This window comes from Kytococcus sedentarius DSM 20547, assembly GCF_000023925.1.
Taxonomy (GTDB): domain Bacteria; phylum Actinomycetota; class Actinomycetes; order Actinomycetales; family Dermatophilaceae; genus Kytococcus; species Kytococcus sedentarius.
Genome location: NC_013169.1, coordinates 2,706,601 through 2,725,660 on the forward strand (window position 1 = coordinate 2,706,601; position 19,060 = coordinate 2,725,660).

Genomic DNA, 19,060 nt, shown 5'->3' on the forward strand with positions numbered 1-19,060 from the left:
CTCATGCCGCAGCCACCGCGTCAGCCAGGACGGCGCGGTAGCCCGCCTCGAGGGGGGACACGGCATCGGCCCCGCCGAGGCCCGCCAGGTCGGCCACCGTGCCGTCGAAGCGGAAGGCCCCGTGGTCCATCACGACGGTGCGGTGGGCGATGTGGGCGATGTCCTCGACGATGTGGGTGGTGACCACCACGATGCGATCGCGCCCCAGCTCAGCCAAGTCGTCGCGCAACCCGGCTCGCTGCACCGGGTCCAGAGCCGCGGTGGGCTCGTCCAAGAGCACCACCTGCGGGTCGTGGGCGAGGGCACAGGCGATGCCGAGGCGCTGCCGCATACCGCCAGACAGGGAGCGGGCGCGTGATTCGGCGCGGTCCGCCAGGCCAACCCGTGCCAGAGCACGGCTCGCGGCGGCAGGCACCCCCGCCGCATCGACCCCCTGCGCCCACGCCGCGACCTCCACGTTGCGGCGGACACTGGAGAAACTCATGATCGTGAACTTCTGCGGCAGGTAGCCGATGAGGCGGCGGGCCCCCTCCAGACCCGGGCCGGGCCGCTGACCCTCGAAGACGCGATGGTCCCCGATGGCCAGCGAACCGGCGGTCGGTGCGACGTGCGTGGCGAGGATCGACATCAGCGTGCTCTTGCCCGCTCCGTTCGGCCCCAGCAGACCGAACACGCCGGGCTCGAGGGTGAGGTCGACCGCATCGAGGGCGGTCCTGCTGCCGTATCTCTTGGTGAGCCCTGAGGCCTGCAGTTGCACGTCGCTCCTGATCAGAAGGTGAATCGGTCGGAGGCCACGGACGAGCCGGAGGTCCCGTAGATCTTGGTGAAGTACACGTCGCCGTTCGTTCCTCGCGTGGACAGGTACTTGCGCTCGCCCTTCAGGTAGCCCGTGTAGTCGGCGACGACCAGGTCCGGCCCCCATCGAGCATGAATCAACTTGCCGGTGACGTCACTACTGCTGCAGGCGGATCCGAATCGCGACACGTAGCCCTTGACGACGCCACCGCTGGCGGCGTAGGGCTTCGAGGCGTAGATCTTGCACCCGGAACCGTCGGTCGTGCCGGCGGCCTGGGCGATCATGGGCGTGGCACAGATCGTCGCCGCCGCGACCATCAAACCCGTCAACTTCTTGTTCATGCTTCCTCCGGTGTGTGAGGCGCCGGCGGTTGCCGACATCTGCATCCCACACACACACACGATGTCCACCATGAGGAGATCATCTTGGGGAAACCTTTACCTGGCGTGAGCCCTGCAGGTGAAGGACCGATCCGGGCCCCGGCGGAATCGCTTCAGCCTCGGACGCGTTGTCGTGGCGGACGCCCGCCCACCCCATCGGAGGACCCATGCCCCGCCCCGTCGCCCTGTTCGAGCCGCTCACGCTGCGCGATCTGGAGGTCCGCCACCGGGCGTGGGTGGCCGCGATGTGCCAGTACTCCTGCGACCCCGTGACCGCGCCCGGCGTGCCCAACGACTGGCACCTGGTGCACCTGGGTGCCTTCGCCACCGGCGGAGCCTCGATGATCGTGACCGAGGCAGCGGCCGTCACCCCCGAGGGCCGAATCTCCCCCCACGACGCGGGGATCTGGAACGACGAGCAGGTGGCCGGCTGGCGCCGCGTGAACGACTTCGTGCACGGCCTGGGCACGGGCGTGACCACCGCGGTGCAGCTCGCGCACGCCGGGCGCAAGGCCTCCACCTGGCGGCCGTTCGACACCGAGGGGCGCACGGGCTCGGTACCGGTGGGGGCCGATGCGGAGGGGCGCGCTGACAGCGTCGAGACCGCCGGCTGGCAGACCGTGGCGCCCACCGACGCGCCGTTCGGTGAGTACGCCGCGCCCCGCGCGCTGACCGATGCGGAGGTCCGCGCCACCGTGACCGCGTTCGGCGACGCGGCCGAGCGCGCTGTGGCAGCCGGCTTCGACGCGGTCGAGATCCACGGTGCCCACGGGTACCTGGTGCACCAGTTCATCTCGCCGTTGGTGAACACGCGCACCGACGCCTGGGGTGGCTCCGAGGAGGGCCGCCACCGCTTCGGCCTGGAGGTGGTGCGCGAGGTGCGCGCCCGCGTGCCGGACTCGATGCCGGTGCTGCTGCGCATCTCCGCGACCGACTGGGAGGACGTCGAGGGCGACGTGGCCTCGCTGCAGCGGTTCGTGGTGGCCGCGGCGGAACTGGGGGTCGACTTCGTGGACGTCTCCAGCGGTGGCAACCTGCCGGCGCCGAAGATCGTTTCCGGGCCGGGCTACCAGGTGCGCTTCGCGACCGCCATGCGCGAGGCGTTGCGGGAGGCCGGGTTCGAGGTACCGGTGGGGGCGGTGGGTGAGATCAGCTCGCCGCACCAAGCCGAGACGATCGTCGGGCAGGAGCAGGCCGATGCGGTGCTCCTCGCGCGGGCGGCTCTGGCGGACCCGCACTGGTGGATGCGCGCCGCATCGGAGCTGGGGGCGCAGCCGGTGACCATCGGGCAGTACGAGCGGGCCCGGGTGGACCGGCTGGCCTGAGCCGCCCGGGGCGCGGGCGGGCTGGCGGGCCAAACACCGGCCCAGCCCAACTCGCCGGGCACCGAAACCCTTCCTCGAAAGTGAACACTGGGTTAACATTGGGTGAAGTACCGGGGCGGAGGCACGGGGCGCCCCGCCGCACGCAGGAGGCACCCATGACCATCATCGGCACCGCCCAGCAGTACGAGCACGCGGTGGAGCGACTGGCCAGCGAGTTCGACGCCGTGTTCACCCGCGATGAGGTGGCCCGCGAGCTGCACGCCGTCCGCGAGGACATGGAGGCCACCGCCAGGGTCCGCGACCACATCCCGGTGCTGGCCGAGCGCTACGCCAAGGAGAACCTCCAGGCCCTGGCCCACGCCCGCGGCGCCACGGTCACTGGGCACCCAGTGGTGATGTTCGTCAGCCCGCGCAACGCCAGCGCCACCCAGATGGCCGCCGTGATGACGGACAAGTACTCCGGCGGCCGCATCCACGTGCTCTCCGGCGGGGTCCGCCGCGCCGAGGAGATCGCCCCCGCCGTGATCCAGGTGATGCAGGAGCACGGCATCGACACCACCACCCTGTACCCGCGCGCCGTGAACCGTGACGTGCTCCACGCCGCCGACGTGGTGGTGAGCATCGCCAGCCCCGACCTGGGCGAGGACTTCACCGCCAAGCAGCACATGGACTGGCACATCACCCTGGACGAGGACGACGTCGAGTCCGTGCGCGCCACCCGCGACGAGCTCAAGGTCCGCGTGGACGCGCTGATCGAGTCCCTCCTGGGCGAGGGTTCCGTCCTTTCGCCCGAGGAGGCCGCCGCCTACCAGGCCACCAAGCAGGGCAGCCGCACCCAAGCCCCCACCACGGCCCGCGAGGCCCAGCCCGCCTGACGGACCTGATGCCGTGAGCCCGGCCGGTGCCTCGTCGCACCCGCCGGGCTCACTCGTGCCGCGACTCAGGCGAAGAGCCCCCCACCGCCGCCCACGCCTGCTGGTCGAGTGCGTACCAGGCCCACTGCCCCCGCTTCTCGCGCGTCAGCAGCCCCGCATCGACCAGCACCTTGAGGTGGTGGCTGACCGTCGGCTGCGCCAGGTCGACCACCTCCTGCAGGTCGCACACGCACGCCTCGCCACCGTCGGCCGCACGGATGGCGGCCACCAGCCGCACCCGCGCCGGGTGCCCGAGCGCCTTCATGACCGATGCCGTGTGCTCGGCCTCCGCGTCCGAGATCGCCACCGGGAGCCCACCACAGCACACATTGACGTCCATCGATGCATTGTGTCACGATTCCTTCATCGACAGTTGTCGATGCACGGGCGCGTCATTCCCCTCACTTCGTGGCGCGCCCCGTGTCCACCCCGACCCGGGAGTCGAGCATGTCGCGCATCCAGCTGGCCCTCACCGTCAGCGACGTCGAGCAGTCCGTCACCTTCTACAGCCAGCTCCTCGGCACCGCGCCACACAAACGCCGCCGGGGGTACGCGAACTTCGCCGTCGCCGAGCCGCCGCTGAAGCTGGTGCTCATCGAGGGCACGCCGAACGCCACCCCGCCGAGCGATGCCCCGAACACCTCGCCGGCTGCGGACGCCGCACCCGGGTGCTGCACCACCGCGCCGGGCTCGCTCAACCACCTCGGCATCGAGGTCGCGTCCGTCGATGAGGTGCGCGCCGCCCGCGAGCGCCTCACCACCGCCGGCCTGGCCACCTTCGACGAGGACGACACCACCTGCTGCTACGCCCGGCAGGGCAAGGTCTGGGTGCACGACCCCGACGGAATCGAGTGGGAGGTCTACACGATCACCGACGACGACCCCGCCGACGCCCTGCCCCCGACCGCCCACCGAGAGGACCCCCGGTGACCACCACCCAAGCCCGACCGGATGCCGCCGACGCCCAGGTCACCGGGCGCCTCTCCACCCTGGACCGCTACCTGCCGCTGTGGATCGGCGCCGCGATGGTGGCCGGGCTGCTGCTGGGCCGCATCGTGCCCGGGGTGGGCGAGGCGCTCAACACCGTGCAGGTGGACGGCATCTCGCTACCCATCGCCATCGGCCTGCTGGTGATGATGTACCCGGTACTGGCGAAGGTCCGCTACGACCGCCTCGACACGGTGACCGCCGACCGGCGCATGCTGGGCAGCTCCCTGCTCCTGAACTGGGTGCTGGGCCCGGCGCTGATGTTCGCCCTGGCGTGGATCTTCCTGCCCGACCTGCCCGAGTACCGCACGGGCCTGATCATCGTCGGCCTGGCCCGCTGCATCGCGATGGTCATCATCTGGAACGACCTCGCGTGTGGTGACCGCGAGGCCGCCGCCGTCCTGGTGGCGATCAACTCGGTCTTCCAGGTGTTCATGTTCGGCCTGCTCGGCTGGTTCTACCTGGCCGTCCTGCCCGGCTGGCTCGGCCTGGACACCACCGGGCTGGACGTCAGCGCCTGGCAGATCGCCAAGAGCGTGCTGATCTTCCTGGGCATCCCGCTGGTGGCCGGCTTCCTCACCCGCCACCTCGGGGAGCGCCGGATGGGTCGCGAGCGCTACGAGAACCGCTTCCTGCCGGCCATCGGCCCGTGGGCGCTGTACGGGCTGCTGTTCACCATCGTGGTGCTCTTCGCCCTGCAGGGTGAACAGATCACCTCGCGCCCGCTGGACGTCGCCCGCATCGCGCTGCCGCTGCTGGCCTACTTCGTCCTCATGTGGGGCGGTTCGTACGCCCTGGGCCGGGCGCTGGGGATGGGGTACGAGCGCACCACGACGCTGGCGTTCACCGCCGCGGGCAACAACTTCGAGCTCGCCATCGCCGTCGCGATCGCCACCTTCGGACTCACCTCCGGGCAGGCGCTGGCAGGCGTGGTCGGCCCGCTCATCGAGGTGCCGGTGCTGGTCGGGCTCGTCTACGTGAGCCTGTGGCTGCGCCGTCGCCTGTTCACCCCGTCCACCTCGCCCTCGACCGCAGGAGACCTCGCATGAGCCCCACCACCGGCCCCGATGGGGTGAGCCCCGCCGCGCGCGCCGCCCGCCCGTCGGTGATGTACGTCTGCGTCCACAACGCCGGCCGCTCGCAGATGGCCGCCGCGTGGACGCGGGCGCTGGGCGGGGACCGCCTCGAGGTGCGCTCCTCGGGCTCCCAGCCGGCCGATGCGGTGAACCCCGCCGCCGTCGAGGCGATGGCCGAGGTGGGCATCGACATCGGCGCGGTCACCCCGCGGGTCCTCACGCGCGAGGACATGGAGGCCTCCGACGTCGTGGTCACGATGGGGTGCGGCGACGAGTGCCCCTACGTCCCCGGCGTGCGCCGCGAGGACTGGGCGCTGGACGACCCGGCCGGGCAGCCGGTGGAGGCCGTCCGGCCCGTGCGCGACGAGATCCGCACCCGTGTGGAGGAGATGCTGCGCTCGCTCGGCCTCGAGCCGATGTCGTGGCCGCGCCCGGACGAGCGCGTGGTGACCTTCGTGTGCAACTCCAACCGCGGCAAGTCGCAGATGGCCGCGGGGTTGATGCGGGCGCGCGGCGTAGCCGGCGTGCAGGTGCTGAGCGCCGGCGTGGCTGCGGCGGCGCGGGATGCCGGGGTGAACGGCGAGTCCGCCGAGAGCCTGGCCGCCGCAGGCGCCTCGCTGGCCGGGGAGCACCCCAAGCAGCTGACGCCCGAGCTGGCTGCGGCGACGGACGTGCTCGTGTTCGTCGGTGGCGCGCAGCCCGGGCCGGAGCTGGAGGGTCACCTGCCGGCGGACGTGCGGCGCTGGACCGTGGACGAGCCCAGCGAGCGCGGCGTCGAGGGCTCCGAGCGGATGGCGCTGATCCGCGACGAGATCGCCGCGAAGGTGGACCAGCTGGCGGCCGAGCTGGCCTGAGGGAGACTCGGGGGCATGACCTCCCCCAGGGCGTCCACGGGCAGCCAGGCCCCATCCCGGGCCGTCGGCGTCGTCGTCATCGGCGGCGGCCAGGCCGGGCTGGCGACGAGCTACTGGCTGCGCCGCGCCGGCATCGACCATGTGGTGCTGGACGACGCGGAGCAGCCCGGCGGGGCATGGGCACGGATGTGGCCCAGCCTGCACGCGTTCTCCCCGCCGCAGTACTCCTCGCTCCCCGGGTGGCTGATGCCGGGCTGGACCGGGGAGGGCGCCTTCCCCTCACGGGCGCACGTGGAGGAGTACCTGCGGGCCTACGAGGAGCGGTACGAGGTGCCCGTCCAGCGTCCGGTGCGGGTGGAGGCGGTCCGGCACGGGGACGGCGAGCGCCTGGTGGTCGACGGTCACCGACTGGTCGACGGGTCCCCCGACGGTCGGGCGGTCAGCTGGGCGGCTCGCGCCGTGGTCAGCGCGACCGGCACCTGGTCGAGGCCTTTCTGGCCTAGCGTACCGGGGATGCGGGAGTTCCGCGGGGTGCAGATCCACTCGGCGGACTACCGGGGACCGGACTCCCTCCCGCCCGGGCGGGTACTGGTGGTGGGTGGGGGCAACACCGGGGCGCAGCTGGCTGCGGAGCTCACCGCATCGCACGAGGTCGTGTGGGCGACGCGACGGGCGCCACGGTTCATGCCGCCGGAGGTGGACGGCCGGGTGTTGTTCGACGTCGCGACCGCGCGGCGGGCAGCGCTGGACGCGGGCCGGGAGGACGACGGGGGCGTGGCGGCGCTGGGCGACATCGTGCAGGTGCCGGAGGTGCGGCGGTCCTTGGCGGAGGGGCGGCTGGGTGCGGTGCCGATGGTGGAACGGCTCACGGCATCGGGGGCGGTGTGGGGCGCGGCGCCCGGGGAGGCTCCGGACGGTTCCACGTGGAACCACCCCCCAGCCGCGGCGGGTGAGGAGTTCTCCCTCGACGCCGTGGTCTGGTGCACCGGCTACCGGGCCGCGCTGGGTCACCTGCACCCCCTCGGCCTGCGGGGGGCCGCCGGGCGGGTGCCGGTCGCCCAGGGGTCGATGACGCGGGCGGCCGGGGAGCCGCGGTTGCACCTCATGGGGTACGGCGACTGGGCCGGCCCGGCGTCGGCGACGCTCATCGGGGTGGGGCGGCCGGCACGGTCCGCGGTGCGGGAGATCGCCGACCTGCTGGGGTGAGCGAAGCGGGTTGTCCACAGGCTTGGGTGTGGGTCACGGGGGCCGATAGCCACTCATCCACATGTACGAGCATGGAGTTGCATTCACTCGTTCTTTTGTACTACCCTGTGCACAGGCAGTCGGGCAGGGGGCCCGACGAGCGACCGGTACCAGGGGGTGACGACCGTGCCCAGAGCGATGGCCGGACCACCGGCTCAGCACAGCGGCATGGCGCCGCCGGCCGGCGTGCGCGACGCGACGCGGGATGCCGTCGAGCTCGCGGCCCCGGAGCCCGAGGACACATGGCGGGGGGTCGTGGAGTCCTTCGGTCAGGCACAGGCCGCCCTGGAGGGACTGCTGGTGGCCCTCACTGCGGCCGGGGCGCAGACGGACCTCCCCGCGGGACCCACCGAGCTCGCGTGGCTGACCCGGACCGCCACACGCCTGGCGGAGCAAGGGCAGCAGGTGCGGGTGCGCTCGCACACCGTGCTGGCCGCAGCGCGGGCCTCCGGGCGCGCGGTGCACGACGACGACGCCCAGTTCGCGGCCTCCAAGAACTCCCGCAGCACGCGGGAGACGTGGCGCGATGCGGTGCTGGCCGAGGCGTTGGGGGATCCCGCGCCATGCGGCGACGGGGGTGCTGGGGGTGCCGCGGGCGATGAGAGCACCGCGGAGGGTGCCGGAGACCCGGGGACGCCCGTCACCGATCGCCCGGCAGGCGATGCGACCGCCTCGCGAGCACCGCGCCCACTGGCCCGAGCGCTGGATGCGGGAGTGCTCTCCCAGGACCACGCGCTGATCATCCTGCAGGAGCTCGAGGCCCTGCCCGGGCAGGTGTCCGCCGACCTGCGGCTGCGGGCCGAGGAGATCCTGGTCGCCAGGGCCCAACACCTCACACCCCGGTCCCTGCGTCGCGCTGCCCGCCGGGTCATGGCGGAGCTCGGCGTCCCCGAGCAGGAGGTCGATGCGCACCAGAACGACCGCGTGCGCACGCAGGAGCAGCGAGCGTGGGAGTCCGCGTCGTTCTGGATGCGGGACAACGGCGACGGCACCGTCCACGGGCAGTTCACGCTCCCCACGCTCCAGGGACACATGCTCGGCAAGGCCCTGGACGCCCTCGTCGCGCCGCGCCGGCTGGCCCGCGCGTCCTCGGGGGACGGCACCTCGGGCTCCGACGGGACCCTGACCGAGGCATCACCGGACCCGGACGGGCTGGCATGGAAGGACCGGCAGATCGATTGGGCCCACGAGAAGGGCAAGGCGCTGTGCGAACTCATCGACCACCTGCCCACCCACGAGCTGGGCGGCCGGACCACTGTGACCCTGCTGGTGACCACAACCCTGGAGAGCCTGCGCGGCGAGACCGACCGGGTGGGCCTGACCGACTCCGGCACCGAGGTGTCGGCCGGTGAGGTACGGCGACTGGCCGCAGGGGCCGGGATCGTCCCGGTCGTCCTGGGCGGGGACTCGGTTCCACTGGACCTGGGGCGGCGCACCCGGCTGTTCACCGAGACCCAGCGCCGAGCCCTGGCACTGCGCTACACCGAGTGCGCCGAGGAGCACTGCGACCGCCCCTTCGCCTGGTGCGAGATCCACCACGTTGACCCCTGGGCCTCCGGGGTCACGAGGGCCGGACCACCGGACTGGGCTGCGGGGTCACCGGGGGCGCCTCCGGGCGCGGCGGGCGGTGCCACCGACCTCGGCAACGCGATCCCGCTCTGTGGCCGTCACCACCGCCGCCTCGAGGACCCGTCGCTCAGGCACACGATCAGCCACGACGACGAGGGCCGTGCCGTTCTGCGGTTCCAGCGGTGTCCCACGGGGGTGCCGCGATGACCGTGCAGCCTCAGCCCGTGGTGACCCCGTGGCGGGAGCAGGACGCCGTCCACCCCCGGGGCGTCACCTGCACGACCATGCGTCGGCGGCAGTCGGGGCAGTACCGGGGCGGCTCCAGCTCGAGACGTCGCACACAGGGGGCGTGGTCCTGCGGATCGCCGCCCCGGCCGACGAGCGGTTCACCGCAGTGGCCGCAGTACGCGGGCTCCTCGGTGTCGTCACGGTCCCGGTGGCGCCCACGGTCTGCGCCGTCCACCGGGTCGCGCCTGACTCGGTTCTCGCGGTCCGCCACCTCAGATGGTCCGGCTCAGGGCCTGGATGGGCATCTTCAGCTCGTCGAGCAGGTCGAGGTCCTGCTGCGGGTCGCGCCCCAAGGTGGTCAGGTAGTTGCCGACGATGATCGCGTTGATGCCGCCGGTCAGCCCCTGCCGCGTGCCCAGCTCCCCGAGGGTGATCTCGCGGCCGCCGGCGAAACGCAGGATGGTGCGCGGCAGGGCCAGCCGGAAGGCCGCGATGGTGCGCAGCGCGTCCTGGGCGCCCATCGGGTCCAGCTCGCCGAACGGCGTGCCGGGACGCGGGTTGAGGAAGTTCAGCGGCACCTCGTGCGGCTCCAGCGCGCCCAGCTCGGCGGCGAGCTCCGCCCGCTGGCGCACGGACTCGCCCATGCCCACCAGGGCGCCGCAGCACAGCTCCATGCCGGACTCGACGACCATGCGGCAGGTGTCGAGGCGCTCGTCGTAGGTGTGGGTGGTGACCACCTGGTCGAAGTAGGAGCGGGCCGTCTCCAGGTTGTGGTTGTACCGGTGGACGCCCATGTCCACCATCTCGGCGACCTGCTCGGCGGTGAGCATGCCCACCGAGACCGCGATCTCGATGTCGACCTCGGCCTTGATGGCCGCGATGGCGTCACGCAGCTGCTTCATGAGCCGCTCGTCGGGCCCGCGGACGGCTGCGACGATGCAGAACTCGCTCGCGCCGGTCTCCTTGGTTTCCTGCGCGGCCTTGATGAGCTCCTTCACGTTCAGCCACACCGCGCGCACCGGGGAGGTGAACTGGCCGGACTGGCTGCAGAAGTGGCAGTCCTCGGGGCAGCCGCCGGTCTTCAGCGAGACGATCCCCTCCACCTCGACGCCCTCACCGTTGTGGCGCACCCGCACCTCGTGGGCCAGGGCCAGCAGCTCCTCGACCCGCTCGTCGGGGAGGTTCAGCACCTGCTCCACCTGGTCGGCGGCGAGGCCGACGCCGTTCTCGAGGACCTGCTCGCGGGCGACGGTGAGGATGTCGTTCTGGGAAGTCATGAGCCGCAGTGTGTCCCATGCAACACCGGCCCCGTCACGGGGTGCACCGCGCACCGGGTACCGCCCACACCGGGCGCCGGTACCCGGTGCGCGGTGTTGCATGTACCTCCCCCTCGGGTGCACCATGGGTGTGACACAGCGCACCGGGTAGTCGTGTGCCCACGGGCACCCGGCCCCGGGGTGGGCCCCCGCGGTCAGCACGGCGCACCACATCGAGGAGGAAGCGGCACCGATGAGCCACTACAAGTCCAACGTCCGAGACCTGGAGTTCAACCTCTTCGAGGTGTTCAACCGCCAGGACGTCCTGGGCGCCGGCCCCTACGGCGAGGTCGACGCGGACACCGCCCGGGAGGTCCTGCACGAGGTGGCCCGTCTGGCCGAGGGCGAGATCGCCGCCAGCTTCACCGAGTCCGACCGCACCCCGCCGACCTTCGACCCCGAGACGCACGAGGCGACCATGCCCGAGGCCTTCTCGAAGTCCTACAAGGCCTGGGCGGACGCGGAGTTCTGGCGCATGAACCTCGAGCCCGAGCTCGGCGGCACGCTGGCCACCCCGAGCGTGAACTGGGCCATCGCCGAGATGATCCTGGGCGCCAACCCCGCCGTGTTCATGTTCTCCGCGGGCTTCAGCTTCGCCAACATCCTGTTCAACAACGGCACCGACGAGCAGAAGCAGCTCGCCCAGCTGATGATCGACCGCCACTGGGGCGCCACGATGGTCCTCACCGAGCCCGATGCGGGCAGCGACGTGGGTGCCGGCGTCACCAAGGCCGTCCAGCAGGAGGACGGCACCTGGCACCTGACCGGCGTGAAGCGCTTCATCACCAACGGTGACGCCGACTTCTACGAGAACAACATCCACTTCGTGCTCGCCCGCCCCGAGGGCGCCGGCCCTGGCACCAAGGGCCTGAGCCTGTTCGTGGTCCCCAAGCACCACTACGACCCGCAGACCGGTGAGCTCGGCGAGCGCAACGGCGCGTACGTCACCAACGTCGAGCACAAGATGGGCCTGAAGGTCTCCACCACCTGCGAGCTGCGCTTCGGCGAGGACCCCTCGACCCCGGCCGTGGGCACGCTGCTCGGCGACGTGCACGACGGCATCGCCCAGATGTTCCAGGTCATCGAGTACGCGCGGATGCTGGTGGGCACGAAGGCCATCGCGACCCTGTCGACCGGCTACCTCAACGCGCTCGAGTACGCCAAGGAGCGGGTGCAGGGCCCCGACATGCTGCAGATGGGGGACAAGACCGCCCCGCGCGTGACGATCACCCACCACCCGGACGTGCGCCGCAGCCTGATGCTGCAGAAGGCCTACTCCGAGGGCCTGCGCGCGCTGGTGCAGTACACGGCCACCTTCCAGGACACCGCCCACGCCCACCGCGCCGAGACCGGCCAGGAACCAGCCGCCGACTCCCCGGCCGGGCTGGCCGAGCGCATCAACGACCTGCTGCTGCCCGTGGTCAAGGGCGTCGGCTCCGAGCGCGCCTGGGTGCTGCTGGGCACCGAGTCGCTGCAGACCTTCGGCGGTTCGGGCTTCCTGCAGGACTACCCGCTGGAGCAGTACGTCCGCGACGCCAAGATCGACACCCTCTACGAGGGCACCACCGCCATCCAGGCGCAGGACTTCTTCTTCCGCAAGATCCTGCGCGACCAGGGCACCGCCCTGGGGGCCGTCGCCCAGGAGATCCAGGAGTTCCTCCAGGCCGGTGGCGCCGAGCAGCTCGGCGAGGCCCGTGAGCAGCTCGGCAAGGCGCTGGTGGAGCTGCAGCAGTTCATCGGCCTGCTCACCGGCTGGGCCCAGGCCGCGCAGGGCGAGCCCCGCGAGCTCTACAAGGTCGGGCTCCAGTCCAGCCGCCTGCTCATGGCGGCCGGCGACGTCATCATCGGCTGGCTGCTGCTGCGCCAGGCCCAGGTGGCCAGCGAGAAGGTCGACGCCGCCACGGGCGCCGACCAGGACTTCTACACCGGCAAGATCGCTGCGGCGACCTTCTTCGCACGTGAGGTGCTGCCCCGCATCGGGGCCGACCGCCGGGCTGCGGAGTCCACCACGGGCGAGCTGATGGAGCTGCCCGAGAGCGCCTTCTGAGAAGTCCTCTCACCAGGGGCGGTCCTCCGGCACGATGCGGGGGCCGCCCCTCGGTGTACCCGGGCCCCGGTTCCCGGCGCGCCGCTCCGCCTGCGGTGTGACCTCTCCGCACCCCGGGCCGTCTAGCGTGAGGGCAATCAGCACACACACCCGAGGAGACACCATGCGCACCACCCGCACCCTGGCCCTGATCACCACCGGCCTCGTGGCCGCCGGCACCCTGTCCGCCTGCGGCGGCACCGAGCCCCTGGACCAGGCCGGCGCCAAGGAGGTCCTCCTGAGCAGCGAGGACTTCCCGCTGGACGGCTTCGAGCAGGGCGAGGTCAAGGAGGGCGTCGAGGACAACGACAACCTCGACACCGACGGCCTCAAGGACTCCTTCGCGCCGTTCGGCGAGCTGAACGAGGAGTGCAAGTCGGCCATGGACGGGCTCGGCGAGCTCAACCCCAAGGACTACCTGGAGTCCCAGGCCAGCGCCGACTACGAGAACGGTGAGAAGACGGTCTCCCTCATGGTGGGCGGCACCAAGAAGGACGGTGAGGACTTCATCAACGCCCTGAAGAAGCTCGGCACCGACTGCGAGGAGCTGAAGCAGGAGCAGCAGGGCATCGAGATCTCCGTGAAGTTCGACGAGGTGGACGAGGACAACTTCACCGGCACCACCATCACCATGGAGGCCGCCGGCCAGAAGCAGGAGCTCGCCCTGGGCGGCAAGACGGTGGACGACAACCTCGTCATGGCCATGACGCAGGGCGTCAACGCCGACGACGCCGCCAAGATCATCGAGAAGCAGAGCAAGGCCATCGAGGATCACTGAGGCCGGTGCCCATACGGCTCCAGCCTCTGCCACACTCGGGCACATGATGCGTCGTCGAGGCACCGTGAGCGTGCTGGCCGCCCTGTTGTCCGTCTCCACGCTCGCCGCCTGCGGCGAAGGGCCCGACGCCCTCGACGAGGCCGGCGCGAAGGAGGCGCTCCTCACGCAGGACGAGTTCCCGCTCGACGGGTACACCCGCGGCACGGTCAGCACGGGCGTGCAGTCCGCCGGGGAGTACGACCCCGCATCGGCCCCGGACACCAGCGAGGAGTGCCGCGCGGCCCTGGAGGAGTTCAGCTCGATCGACCACACCGAGTTCCTCAGCAGCTCGGCCTCGGCACGCTTCGACGCCGGCGAGGACTCCAGCCTCGAGCTGCAGGTCGCCGGCGTCACAAAGGAGCCCAAGAAGCTCGTCGACGTCACCCACGAGCTGGGCACCTGCGGGGAGGTCACCCGCAGCGAGGGCGGCGTGGAGATGACAACGACCTTCGAGGCCTTCGAGAACGGCGACGTCCGCGGCGTGATGATGCGGCAGGACGTGCAGGGCAACGTGGTGGAGGCGTGGATGGGGGGCCGCACCGCCGGCGACAACCTCGTCTACGCCTTCGGCACCGGCGTCACCCAGGACGAGCTCGCCGACGTCGTCGACGAGCAGGTGGCCAAGATCGAGGACTGACCCACCGGCCTCAGCGCCGGCTGGCCAGGACCGGGAAGTTCTTGCGCTGCTGCGCCGTGTGCTCGTCGTCGATCACCGCGCGCAGCACCTGCTGGGAGTCCCCCGCCTCGGCCAGCACCGACCCGTTGGCGTCGATGATGACGCTCGCGCCGCCCATCTCGTGGTCACCGGCGTGCGTCCCAGCGGTGTTGCAGGCCACCACCGGCATCTGGTTCTCGATCGCCCGGGCCCGCAGCAGCGCCCGCCAGTGCTCGCGGCGGGCCATCGGCCAGGCCGCGGGGACGATCAGCAGGTCCGCCCCCGCATCGAGGCCGTCACGGAAGTACTCGGGGAAGCGCAGGTCGAAGCAGGTGGCCAGATGTGCGGTGAACGGGCCCACCGGGGCCGTCACGAGGTCCGCCCCGGCCTCGATGGTGCGCGCCTCGCCGGAGTCGAACCCGAACCGGTACACCTTGCGGTAGGTGGCCACCAGGTCCCCGGTGGGGGCGAACAGCATCGAGCTGTTCCACAGGTGCTTGCCCTCGGGGCCCGGCTCGGCGCTGCGCTCCACCGTGGAGCCGCCGTGCAGCGTCACCCCGGCCTCGCGCGCGGCGGCAGACAGGGCCTCCACCACGGCCCGCTCCGGGTCACCCGTGGCCTCCACGGGCCCGGGTGCCGGCACGATCTGGGCGCGCTCGTCCCAGTGCTTGACGTCGAAGCCCCCCACCGGCCACAGCTCGGGCAGCACCACCAGGTCCTGCCCCTGCTCGGCACGCACCAGGTCCGCCACGCGCTGGATCCGGTCGGCCATCGGCTCGTCGTCGCCGTAGGAGACCTGGATGACGCTCACGGAGAGTTCGCTCATGGGACCGACGCTACCTGCACCCCGGACGGCCGGGACCCGCTACCGGCGCTCCCCCATCCGGGACAGGTGCTCGTTGTAGGCCCGCAGCTCGGCGTCGTCGTCCCGGCCGGCCTTGCGGTCGTAGCGCTTGCGCTCCCGGTCGTCCGAGCTGGCCCACTCCAGGCCCACCATGATCGCCAGGACCACCACCGGCAGCTCGCCGATACCCCACGCGATGCCGCCACCGAGCTGCTGGTCGGCGATGAGGGAGTCCACCCACGGCAGGTCCAGCGTCCGGAAGAAGTCCGGCGCCAACAGGTAGTTGCCCATCATCATGGCCACCCCGAAGAAGGCGTGGCCCGCGAGCGTGGCCAGCATGACCACCAGGCGCAGCGGCGCGGGCCACTTCACGCCGCCCGGATCGGGCCCGGCCAGGGTCCACACGAACAGGTAGCCCACCAACAGGAAGTGCACCACCATCGCGACGTGGCCGCCGTGCGTGGTCAGGGCGATCTCCAGGGCCGGCGACCAGTAGAAGACCACCAGCGAGACGAAGAAGATGAACGCGGCCACCACCGGGTGCCCGATCACCTGCGCGTAGCGGGAGTGCACGAAGCCCAGCAGCCACTCACGGGGGCCGATGGTGCGGTCCTTGCGCGCCGACAGGTTGCGCAGCGCCATCGTGACCGGCGCCGCGGGCACGAGCAGCAGCGGGATCGCCATCATCAGGGTCATGTGCATCACCATGTGCATGGAGAACATGACTCGGCCATAGACCGTGGGGGCGCCGTTGATGACGTAGGCGAACAGCAGCCAGCCGAGGATCCACATCGGCAGCCGGTGCCAGGGCCAGGAGTCCCCCCGGCGACGCAGGCGCACCCAGCCCCACAGGTAGAGGCCGATCGCCACCACGGCGACGGTGCTGAACAGCCACTCCACCTGCCACTGCGTCAGCCAGCTCGAGGGCGTGAGCTCGGGCGGGCGCGGGTAGCCGGTCAGGCCGATGGCCGGGTCACCGAGGGCCTCCCCGGTGACCTCGGGGACGGGGGTGGGGGTGCGCGCCAGGGCCGAGCCCAGACCGGCCGCCAGGGCCATGACCGCGATCTCCACGGTGGCCAGTCGCTGGAAGGCACCCCCGGTCTCGCCGGCCGCCACCCGGTCCACCACCCGGCGGCGCTGCAGGTAGCCGAACACCCCGAGCACGGCGAACACCGCCACCTTCGCGAGCAGCAGCTGGCCATAGGCCGTGGTGAGCAGATCGCCCCAGTCCACCCGGACGCTGGCGTTCAGCACGCCGCTGGCACCGGTGGCGACGAAGGCGCACAGCGCGACGGTCGAGTAGCGACGCACGGCGACCGCGCGGTCCTGCCCCAGACCCCCCCAGAGCAGCGCCAGCCCGAGCAGTCCGCCCACCCAGACGCTCACGCCGATGAGGTGGGCGCCGTAGCCGTTCACCGCGGCGTCGTGGTCGAGGGTGCCGCCGGAGTGCCCGGTGAAGGCCAGCGGCAGGGTGGTGACGATGGCGATCCAGAAGCCCCAGTGCAGGCCGCGGCGCGTGGTGCTCCAGCCGACCAAGGCCGCCACCACCAGGGCCAGCACCCCGGTGATCTGCACCTGCACCAGCAAGTCGAGCTCCCACCAGAAGGCGAAGTACTGCTGCCAGAAGCCCTCGCCGCCGATCGGCACCCCCAGCACCTCGCTGAAGGTGAGGACCGACAGCGCCCACGCGGCCAGCCCCCAGACCAGGGCCCCGGCCACGGCCACCCGGCGCATCACGGCCAGCCGGTGGGTCGACCGCCGCTCCGGCACGATGAAGGCCCCCACGCCGAGGGCACCGATGGTGGCGGCCATGCCGGCGACCAGCAGCCCCCGGACCACCGGCAGCGTCCAGCGGACGAGGGCTCCGGCGTCGACCAGCAGCAGCTGCCGCGTGGCCCCGCTGAGATAGGAGGCCACGACGGCCACCAGGACGATGACGGCCGCCCAGCCGAGCAGCACCCCCCAGAGCGCCCCGCCCCGGCGCTCGGTCGCAGTGGGGCGCTCCCCCGCATCGGAGGGGGCGGGGGGCGACGGCGTGGCGGGAGAGGACATCATCGACACAGCGTAGTTTGTCGCGCCGGGGACGCGGACGGGCCCGCCCCCTCAGGGGACGGGCCCGTTCGACGGTGCAGCCGGGCGCTCAGGCCTCGACGACCTGCAGCTTGACCGTGGCCAGCACCTCCGGGTGCAGACGCACCGTGGCGGTGTGGTCGCCCAGGGACTTGATGTGCCCGGCGGTCTCGATGCGGCGCTTGTCCACCTGCGGACCACCGGCGGCCACGATGGCCTCGGCGATCTCACCGGAGGTCACGGCACCGAACAGGCGGCCGGTACCGGTGGTGGCGGCCTTCACCTTGACGGCGCGGCCCTCGAGCTGCGACTTCTGGTGCTCGGCCTCCTCCAGCGACTTCACCGCGCGCGTGGCGCGGGCGGCGCGGATGGCCTCCACCTGCTTCTCGCCGCCCTTGGTCCACGGGGTGGCCAGATTGCGGGGCAGCAGGTAGTTGCGGGCGTAGCCGTCCTTCACCTCGACGACGTCGCCCGGCTCACCGAGGCTGCTCACCTCATTGGTCAGGATGATCTTCATGGCTTCTCCTCCTCGAACTCTCGGTTACCGCGATCAGCGAGCGGAGCTCGAGTACGGCAGCAGGGCCATCTCGCGGGCGTTCTTCACGGCCTTCGCGATCTGGCGCTGCTCCTGGACGGACACGCCCGTCACACGGCGCGCGCGGATCTTCCCGCGGTCGGAGATGAACTTCCGCAGCAGGGCGGTGTCCTTGTAGTCGATCTTCTCGACCTTGGCGGCCTTGAGCGGGTTCGCCTTCTTCTTCACGGGCTTGGGGTTGCGCACAACGGACTTGGCCATCGTGGTGCTCTCCTTCGAAAGGTGTGGTGACGCTGAGGGTCACCGGTGATTGAGAGCCCGAGCGGGCGACCGGGGGGTCAACTGCTCGGGATGGGTGCGGCTGAGGATCAGAAGGGGGGCTCGTCGTAGTTCGGAGCCGAGTCCCACGACCCCTGGGGCTGGCCGCCACCGGGGTTGCCCCCGCTGTTGCCGCCGGTCGCCCACGGGTCGCTGTTCTGCTGGTTGGATCCCTGCGGGGAGTCCCAGCCACCGCCGCCACCCTGGCCCTGGGGTGCGCCGCCACCGGAGTTGCCTCCGAAGCCGCCGCCACCGGACCGCTGGGTCTTGGTGGTGCTGGCCGTCGCGTACCTCAGCGACGGGCCGATCTCGTCGATGTCCATCTCCACCACGGTGCGACGCTGGCCATCGGTCTCGAAGGACCGCTGCTTCAGCCGCCCCTGGGCGATGACGCGCTGGCCCTTCTTCAGCGACTCGGCCACGTTCTCCGCGGCCTCGCGCCAGATGGAGCAGCGCATGAACAGCGTCTCGCCGTCCTTCCACTCGTTCGCCTGACGGTCGAACGTGCGGGGGGTGGAGGCGATGGTCAGGTTCGCCACCGCGGCGCCGCTGGGCGTGAAGCGCAGCTCCGGGTCAGCGGTGAGGTTCCCGATGATGGTGATGACGGTCTCGCCGGCCATGACCGGCCTCCTTCTCGATGCAGGTGATCGTGCAGATGATCTTCAGTCGTGACGTCTGGGGTCGCGGTCCGTGCGGACCGCTGCCTCAGGCAGTCGGACGCTGGATCTTGAAGCGCAGCACGGACTCGTTGAGCCCCAGCTGGCGGTCAAGCTCCTTGGCGGTGTCGGTCCCCATGGTCAGGGTGACCACCGCGTACAGGCCCTCGGACTTCTTCTGGATGTCATAGGCCAGGCGACGACGGCCCCAGATGTCCGTCTCGTCGACGGAGCCACCATCGGTCTTCACGACGGTGAGCAGCTTCTCCACCATCGTGGGCAGAGTGCGCTCGTCGATCTCGGGGTCGATGATCATCATCAGTTCGTACTGACGCATGCGTGAACCCACCTCCTTCGGTCTCGGCGGCCACGGTCTCTCCGTGGCAGGA

20 protein-coding genes and 2 pseudogenes are annotated in these 19,060 nt (G+C 71.5%); 11 read left to right on the plus strand and 11 right to left on the minus strand.

Annotated features, from left to right (window positions below; genetic code table 11):
• Window position 1 precedes the first annotated feature (1 nt).
• On the minus strand, window positions 2-757 hold the full coding sequence (locus KSED_RS12880; RefSeq protein ID WP_015780510.1) for an ABC transporter ATP-binding protein: 756 nt from the start codon (window positions 755-757) through the stop codon (window positions 2-4).
• A gap of 11 nt (window positions 758-768) precedes the next feature.
• A complete protein-coding gene (locus KSED_RS15150; protein ID WP_198479763.1) occupies window positions 769-1,137 on the minus strand; it encodes a hypothetical protein in 369 nt (122 codons plus the stop codon).
• 206 nt (window positions 1,138-1,343) lie between these two features.
• Between KSED_RS15150 and KSED_RS12890 the strand changes: the two genes are divergently transcribed.
• Both KSED_RS12890 and KSED_RS12895 read left to right on the plus strand, forming a co-directional pair.
• The gene (locus KSED_RS12890; RefSeq protein WP_015780512.1) at window positions 1,344-2,501 is read left to right on the plus strand and encodes an oxidoreductase; all 1,158 of its coding nucleotides are present in this window, start codon (window positions 1,344-1,346) and stop codon (window positions 2,499-2,501) included.
• A gap of 155 nt (window positions 2,502-2,656) precedes the next feature.
• A complete protein-coding gene (locus KSED_RS12895; RefSeq protein WP_015780513.1) occupies window positions 2,657-3,376 on the plus strand; it encodes an arsenate-mycothiol transferase ArsC in 720 nt (239 codons plus the stop codon).
• Window positions 3,377-3,425: 49 nt separating this feature from the next.
• Here KSED_RS12895 and KSED_RS12900 read toward each other — a convergent pair whose 3' ends face one another.
• Window positions 3,426-3,755 carry an ArsR/SmtB family transcription factor gene (locus tag KSED_RS12900; protein ID WP_015780514.1) on the minus strand — a complete coding sequence of 110 codons (330 nt, stop codon included), beginning with the start codon at window positions 3,753-3,755 and terminating at the stop codon, window positions 3,426-3,428.
• Window positions 3,756-3,862: 107 nt separating this feature from the next.
• Here KSED_RS12900 and KSED_RS12905 point away from each other — a divergent pair, with 107 nt between their 5' ends.
• From KSED_RS12905 to KSED_RS12925, 6 genes and pseudogenes are all read left to right on the plus strand, one after another.
• The gene (locus KSED_RS12905) at window positions 3,863-4,345 is read left to right on the plus strand and encodes a VOC family protein (RefSeq protein WP_015780515.1); all 483 of its coding nucleotides are present in this window, start codon (window positions 3,863-3,865) and stop codon (window positions 4,343-4,345) included.
• The gene (arsB, locus tag KSED_RS12910) at window positions 4,342-5,451 is read left to right on the plus strand and encodes an ACR3 family arsenite efflux transporter (RefSeq protein WP_015780516.1); all 1,110 of its coding nucleotides are present in this window, start codon (window positions 4,342-4,344) and stop codon (window positions 5,449-5,451) included. Before KSED_RS12905 ends, arsB begins: the two co-directional genes overlap by 4 nt.
• Window positions 5,448-5,894: pseudogene (locus KSED_RS15805) on the plus strand (arsenate reductase ArsC); the annotation flags it as partial. The gene arsB and the pseudogene KSED_RS15805, both read left to right, overlap by 4 nt.
• Window positions 5,895-5,936: 42 nt before the next feature.
• Window positions 5,937-6,332 (plus strand): annotated as a pseudogene (locus tag KSED_RS15810) (arsenate reductase/protein-tyrosine-phosphatase family protein); the annotation flags it as partial.
• Window positions 6,333-6,347: 15 nt separating this feature from the next.
• Window positions 6,348-7,538 (plus strand): ArsO family NAD(P)H-dependent flavin-containing monooxygenase, encoded by a 1,191-nt coding sequence (locus KSED_RS12920; protein WP_015780518.1) that lies wholly within the window; start codon window positions 6,348-6,350, stop codon window positions 7,536-7,538.
• Between the two features lie 207 nt (window positions 7,539-7,745).
• Window positions 7,746-9,353 (plus strand): HNH endonuclease signature motif containing protein, encoded by a 1,608-nt coding sequence (locus KSED_RS12925; RefSeq protein ID WP_015780519.1) that lies wholly within the window; start codon window positions 7,746-7,748, stop codon window positions 9,351-9,353.
• A 10-nt stretch (window positions 9,354-9,363) separates the two neighbouring features.
• Here the strand turns inward: KSED_RS12925 and bsaP are convergent, their stop codons facing one another.
• The gene (gene bsaP / locus KSED_RS15840) at window positions 9,364-9,645 is read right to left on the minus strand and encodes a biotin synthase auxiliary protein BsaP (protein ID WP_441295091.1); all 282 of its coding nucleotides are present in this window, start codon (window positions 9,643-9,645) and stop codon (window positions 9,364-9,366) included.
• A gap of 1 nt (window position 9,646) precedes the next feature.
• Complete coding sequence (gene bioB / locus KSED_RS12935; RefSeq protein ID WP_015780520.1) at window positions 9,647-10,651, minus strand: biotin synthase BioB; 1,005 nt, start codon at window positions 10,649-10,651, stop codon at window positions 9,647-9,649.
• Window positions 10,652-10,883: 232 nt separating this feature from the next.
• Here bioB and KSED_RS12940 point away from each other — a divergent pair, with 232 nt between their 5' ends.
• The 3 genes from KSED_RS12940 to KSED_RS12950 all read left to right on the plus strand — a co-directional run bounded on the left by KSED_RS12940 (window position 10,884) and on the right by KSED_RS12950 (window position 14,230).
• Window positions 10,884-12,737: an acyl-CoA dehydrogenase gene (locus tag KSED_RS12940; protein WP_015780521.1), complete on the plus strand. Its 1,854-nt coding sequence runs from the start codon at window positions 10,884-10,886 to the stop codon at window positions 12,735-12,737.
• A gap of 163 nt (window positions 12,738-12,900) precedes the next feature.
• Window positions 12,901-13,554 carry a hypothetical protein gene (locus tag KSED_RS12945; protein ID WP_015780522.1) on the plus strand — a complete coding sequence of 218 codons (654 nt, stop codon included), beginning with the start codon at window positions 12,901-12,903 and terminating at the stop codon, window positions 13,552-13,554.
• Between the two features lie 43 nt (window positions 13,555-13,597).
• Complete coding sequence (locus KSED_RS12950) at window positions 13,598-14,230, plus strand: hypothetical protein (RefSeq protein ID WP_143827392.1); 633 nt, start codon at window positions 13,598-13,600, stop codon at window positions 14,228-14,230.
• Between the two features lie 10 nt (window positions 14,231-14,240).
• On the opposite strand, the gene KSED_RS12955 is transcribed toward KSED_RS12950, so the two are convergent.
• The 6 genes from KSED_RS12955 to rpsF form a co-directional block, all read right to left on the minus strand.
• Entirely contained in the window at window positions 14,241-15,074 is an 834-nt protein-coding gene (locus tag KSED_RS12955) for a carbon-nitrogen family hydrolase (protein WP_015780524.1), read from the minus strand.
• Between the two features lie 39 nt (window positions 15,075-15,113).
• A complete protein-coding gene (locus KSED_RS12960) occupies window positions 15,114-17,147 on the minus strand; it encodes a bifunctional copper resistance protein CopD/cytochrome c oxidase assembly protein (RefSeq protein WP_115306699.1) in 2,034 nt (677 codons plus the stop codon).
• 85 nt (window positions 17,148-17,232) lie between these two features.
• Complete coding sequence (gene rplI / locus KSED_RS12965) at window positions 17,233-17,679, minus strand: 50S ribosomal protein L9 (protein ID WP_015780527.1); 447 nt, start codon at window positions 17,677-17,679, stop codon at window positions 17,233-17,235.
• 33 nt (window positions 17,680-17,712) lie between these two features.
• On the minus strand, window positions 17,713-17,958 hold the full coding sequence (rpsR, locus tag KSED_RS12970) for a 30S ribosomal protein S18 (RefSeq protein ID WP_015780528.1): 246 nt from the start codon (window positions 17,956-17,958) through the stop codon (window positions 17,713-17,715).
• Window positions 17,959-18,065: 107 nt separating this feature from the next.
• On the minus strand, window positions 18,066-18,635 hold the full coding sequence (locus tag KSED_RS12975; protein ID WP_015780529.1) for a single-stranded DNA-binding protein: 570 nt from the start codon (window positions 18,633-18,635) through the stop codon (window positions 18,066-18,068).
• An 85-nt stretch (window positions 18,636-18,720) separates the two neighbouring features.
• Window positions 18,721-19,008, minus strand: coding sequence for a 30S ribosomal protein S6 (gene rpsF / locus KSED_RS12980; RefSeq protein WP_015780530.1), 288 nt, complete (start codon window positions 19,006-19,008; stop codon window positions 18,721-18,723).
• Between the last annotated feature and the right edge of the window lie 52 nt (window positions 19,009-19,060).

Excerpts from the sequence above, each read along its gene's own strand:
- KSED_RS12955 (WP_015780524.1), bottom strand. The coding sequence starts at position 15,074 with ATGAGCGAACTCTCCGTGAGCGTCATCCAGGTCTCCTACGGCGACGAC.
- bioB (WP_015780520.1), bottom strand. The coding sequence starts at position 10,651 with ATGACTTCCCAGAACGACATCCTCACCGTCGCCCGCGAGCAGGTCCTC.
- rplI (WP_015780527.1), bottom strand. The coding sequence starts at position 17,679 with ATGAAGATCATCCTGACCAATGAGGTGAGCAGCCTCGGTGAGCCGGGC.
- rpsR (WP_015780528.1), bottom strand. The coding sequence starts at position 17,958 with ATGGCCAAGTCCGTTGTGCGCAACCCCAAGCCCGTGAAGAAGAAGGCG.
- KSED_RS12950 (WP_143827392.1), top strand. The coding sequence starts at position 13,598 with ATGATGCGTCGTCGAGGCACCGTGAGCGTGCTGGCCGCCCTGTTGTCC.
- KSED_RS12895 (WP_015780513.1), top strand. The coding sequence starts at position 2,657 with ATGACCATCATCGGCACCGCCCAGCAGTACGAGCACGCGGTGGAGCGA.
- KSED_RS12920 (WP_015780518.1), top strand. The coding sequence starts at position 6,348 with ATGACCTCCCCCAGGGCGTCCACGGGCAGCCAGGCCCCATCCCGGGCC.
- KSED_RS12905 (WP_015780515.1), top strand. The coding sequence starts at position 3,863 with ATGTCGCGCATCCAGCTGGCCCTCACCGTCAGCGACGTCGAGCAGTCC.
- KSED_RS12975 (WP_015780529.1), bottom strand. The coding sequence starts at position 18,635 with ATGGCCGGCGAGACCGTCATCACCATCATCGGGAACCTCACCGCTGAC.
- KSED_RS12900 (WP_015780514.1), bottom strand. The coding sequence starts at position 3,755 with ATGGACGTCAATGTGTGCTGTGGTGGGCTCCCGGTGGCGATCTCGGAC.
- KSED_RS12890 (WP_015780512.1), top strand. The coding sequence starts at position 1,344 with ATGCCCCGCCCCGTCGCCCTGTTCGAGCCGCTCACGCTGCGCGATCTG.
- rpsF (WP_015780530.1), bottom strand. The coding sequence starts at position 19,008 with ATGCGTCAGTACGAACTGATGATGATCATCGACCCCGAGATCGACGAG.
- KSED_RS12940 (WP_015780521.1), top strand. The coding sequence starts at position 10,884 with ATGAGCCACTACAAGTCCAACGTCCGAGACCTGGAGTTCAACCTCTTC.
- KSED_RS12960 (WP_115306699.1), bottom strand. The coding sequence starts at position 17,147 with ATGATGTCCTCTCCCGCCACGCCGTCGCCCCCCGCCCCCTCCGATGCG.
- KSED_RS15150 (WP_198479763.1), bottom strand. The coding sequence starts at position 1,137 with ATGAACAAGAAGTTGACGGGTTTGATGGTCGCGGCGGCGACGATCTGT.
- KSED_RS12945 (WP_015780522.1), top strand. The coding sequence starts at position 12,901 with ATGCGCACCACCCGCACCCTGGCCCTGATCACCACCGGCCTCGTGGCC.
- KSED_RS12925 (WP_015780519.1), top strand. The coding sequence starts at position 7,746 with ATGGCGCCGCCGGCCGGCGTGCGCGACGCGACGCGGGATGCCGTCGAG.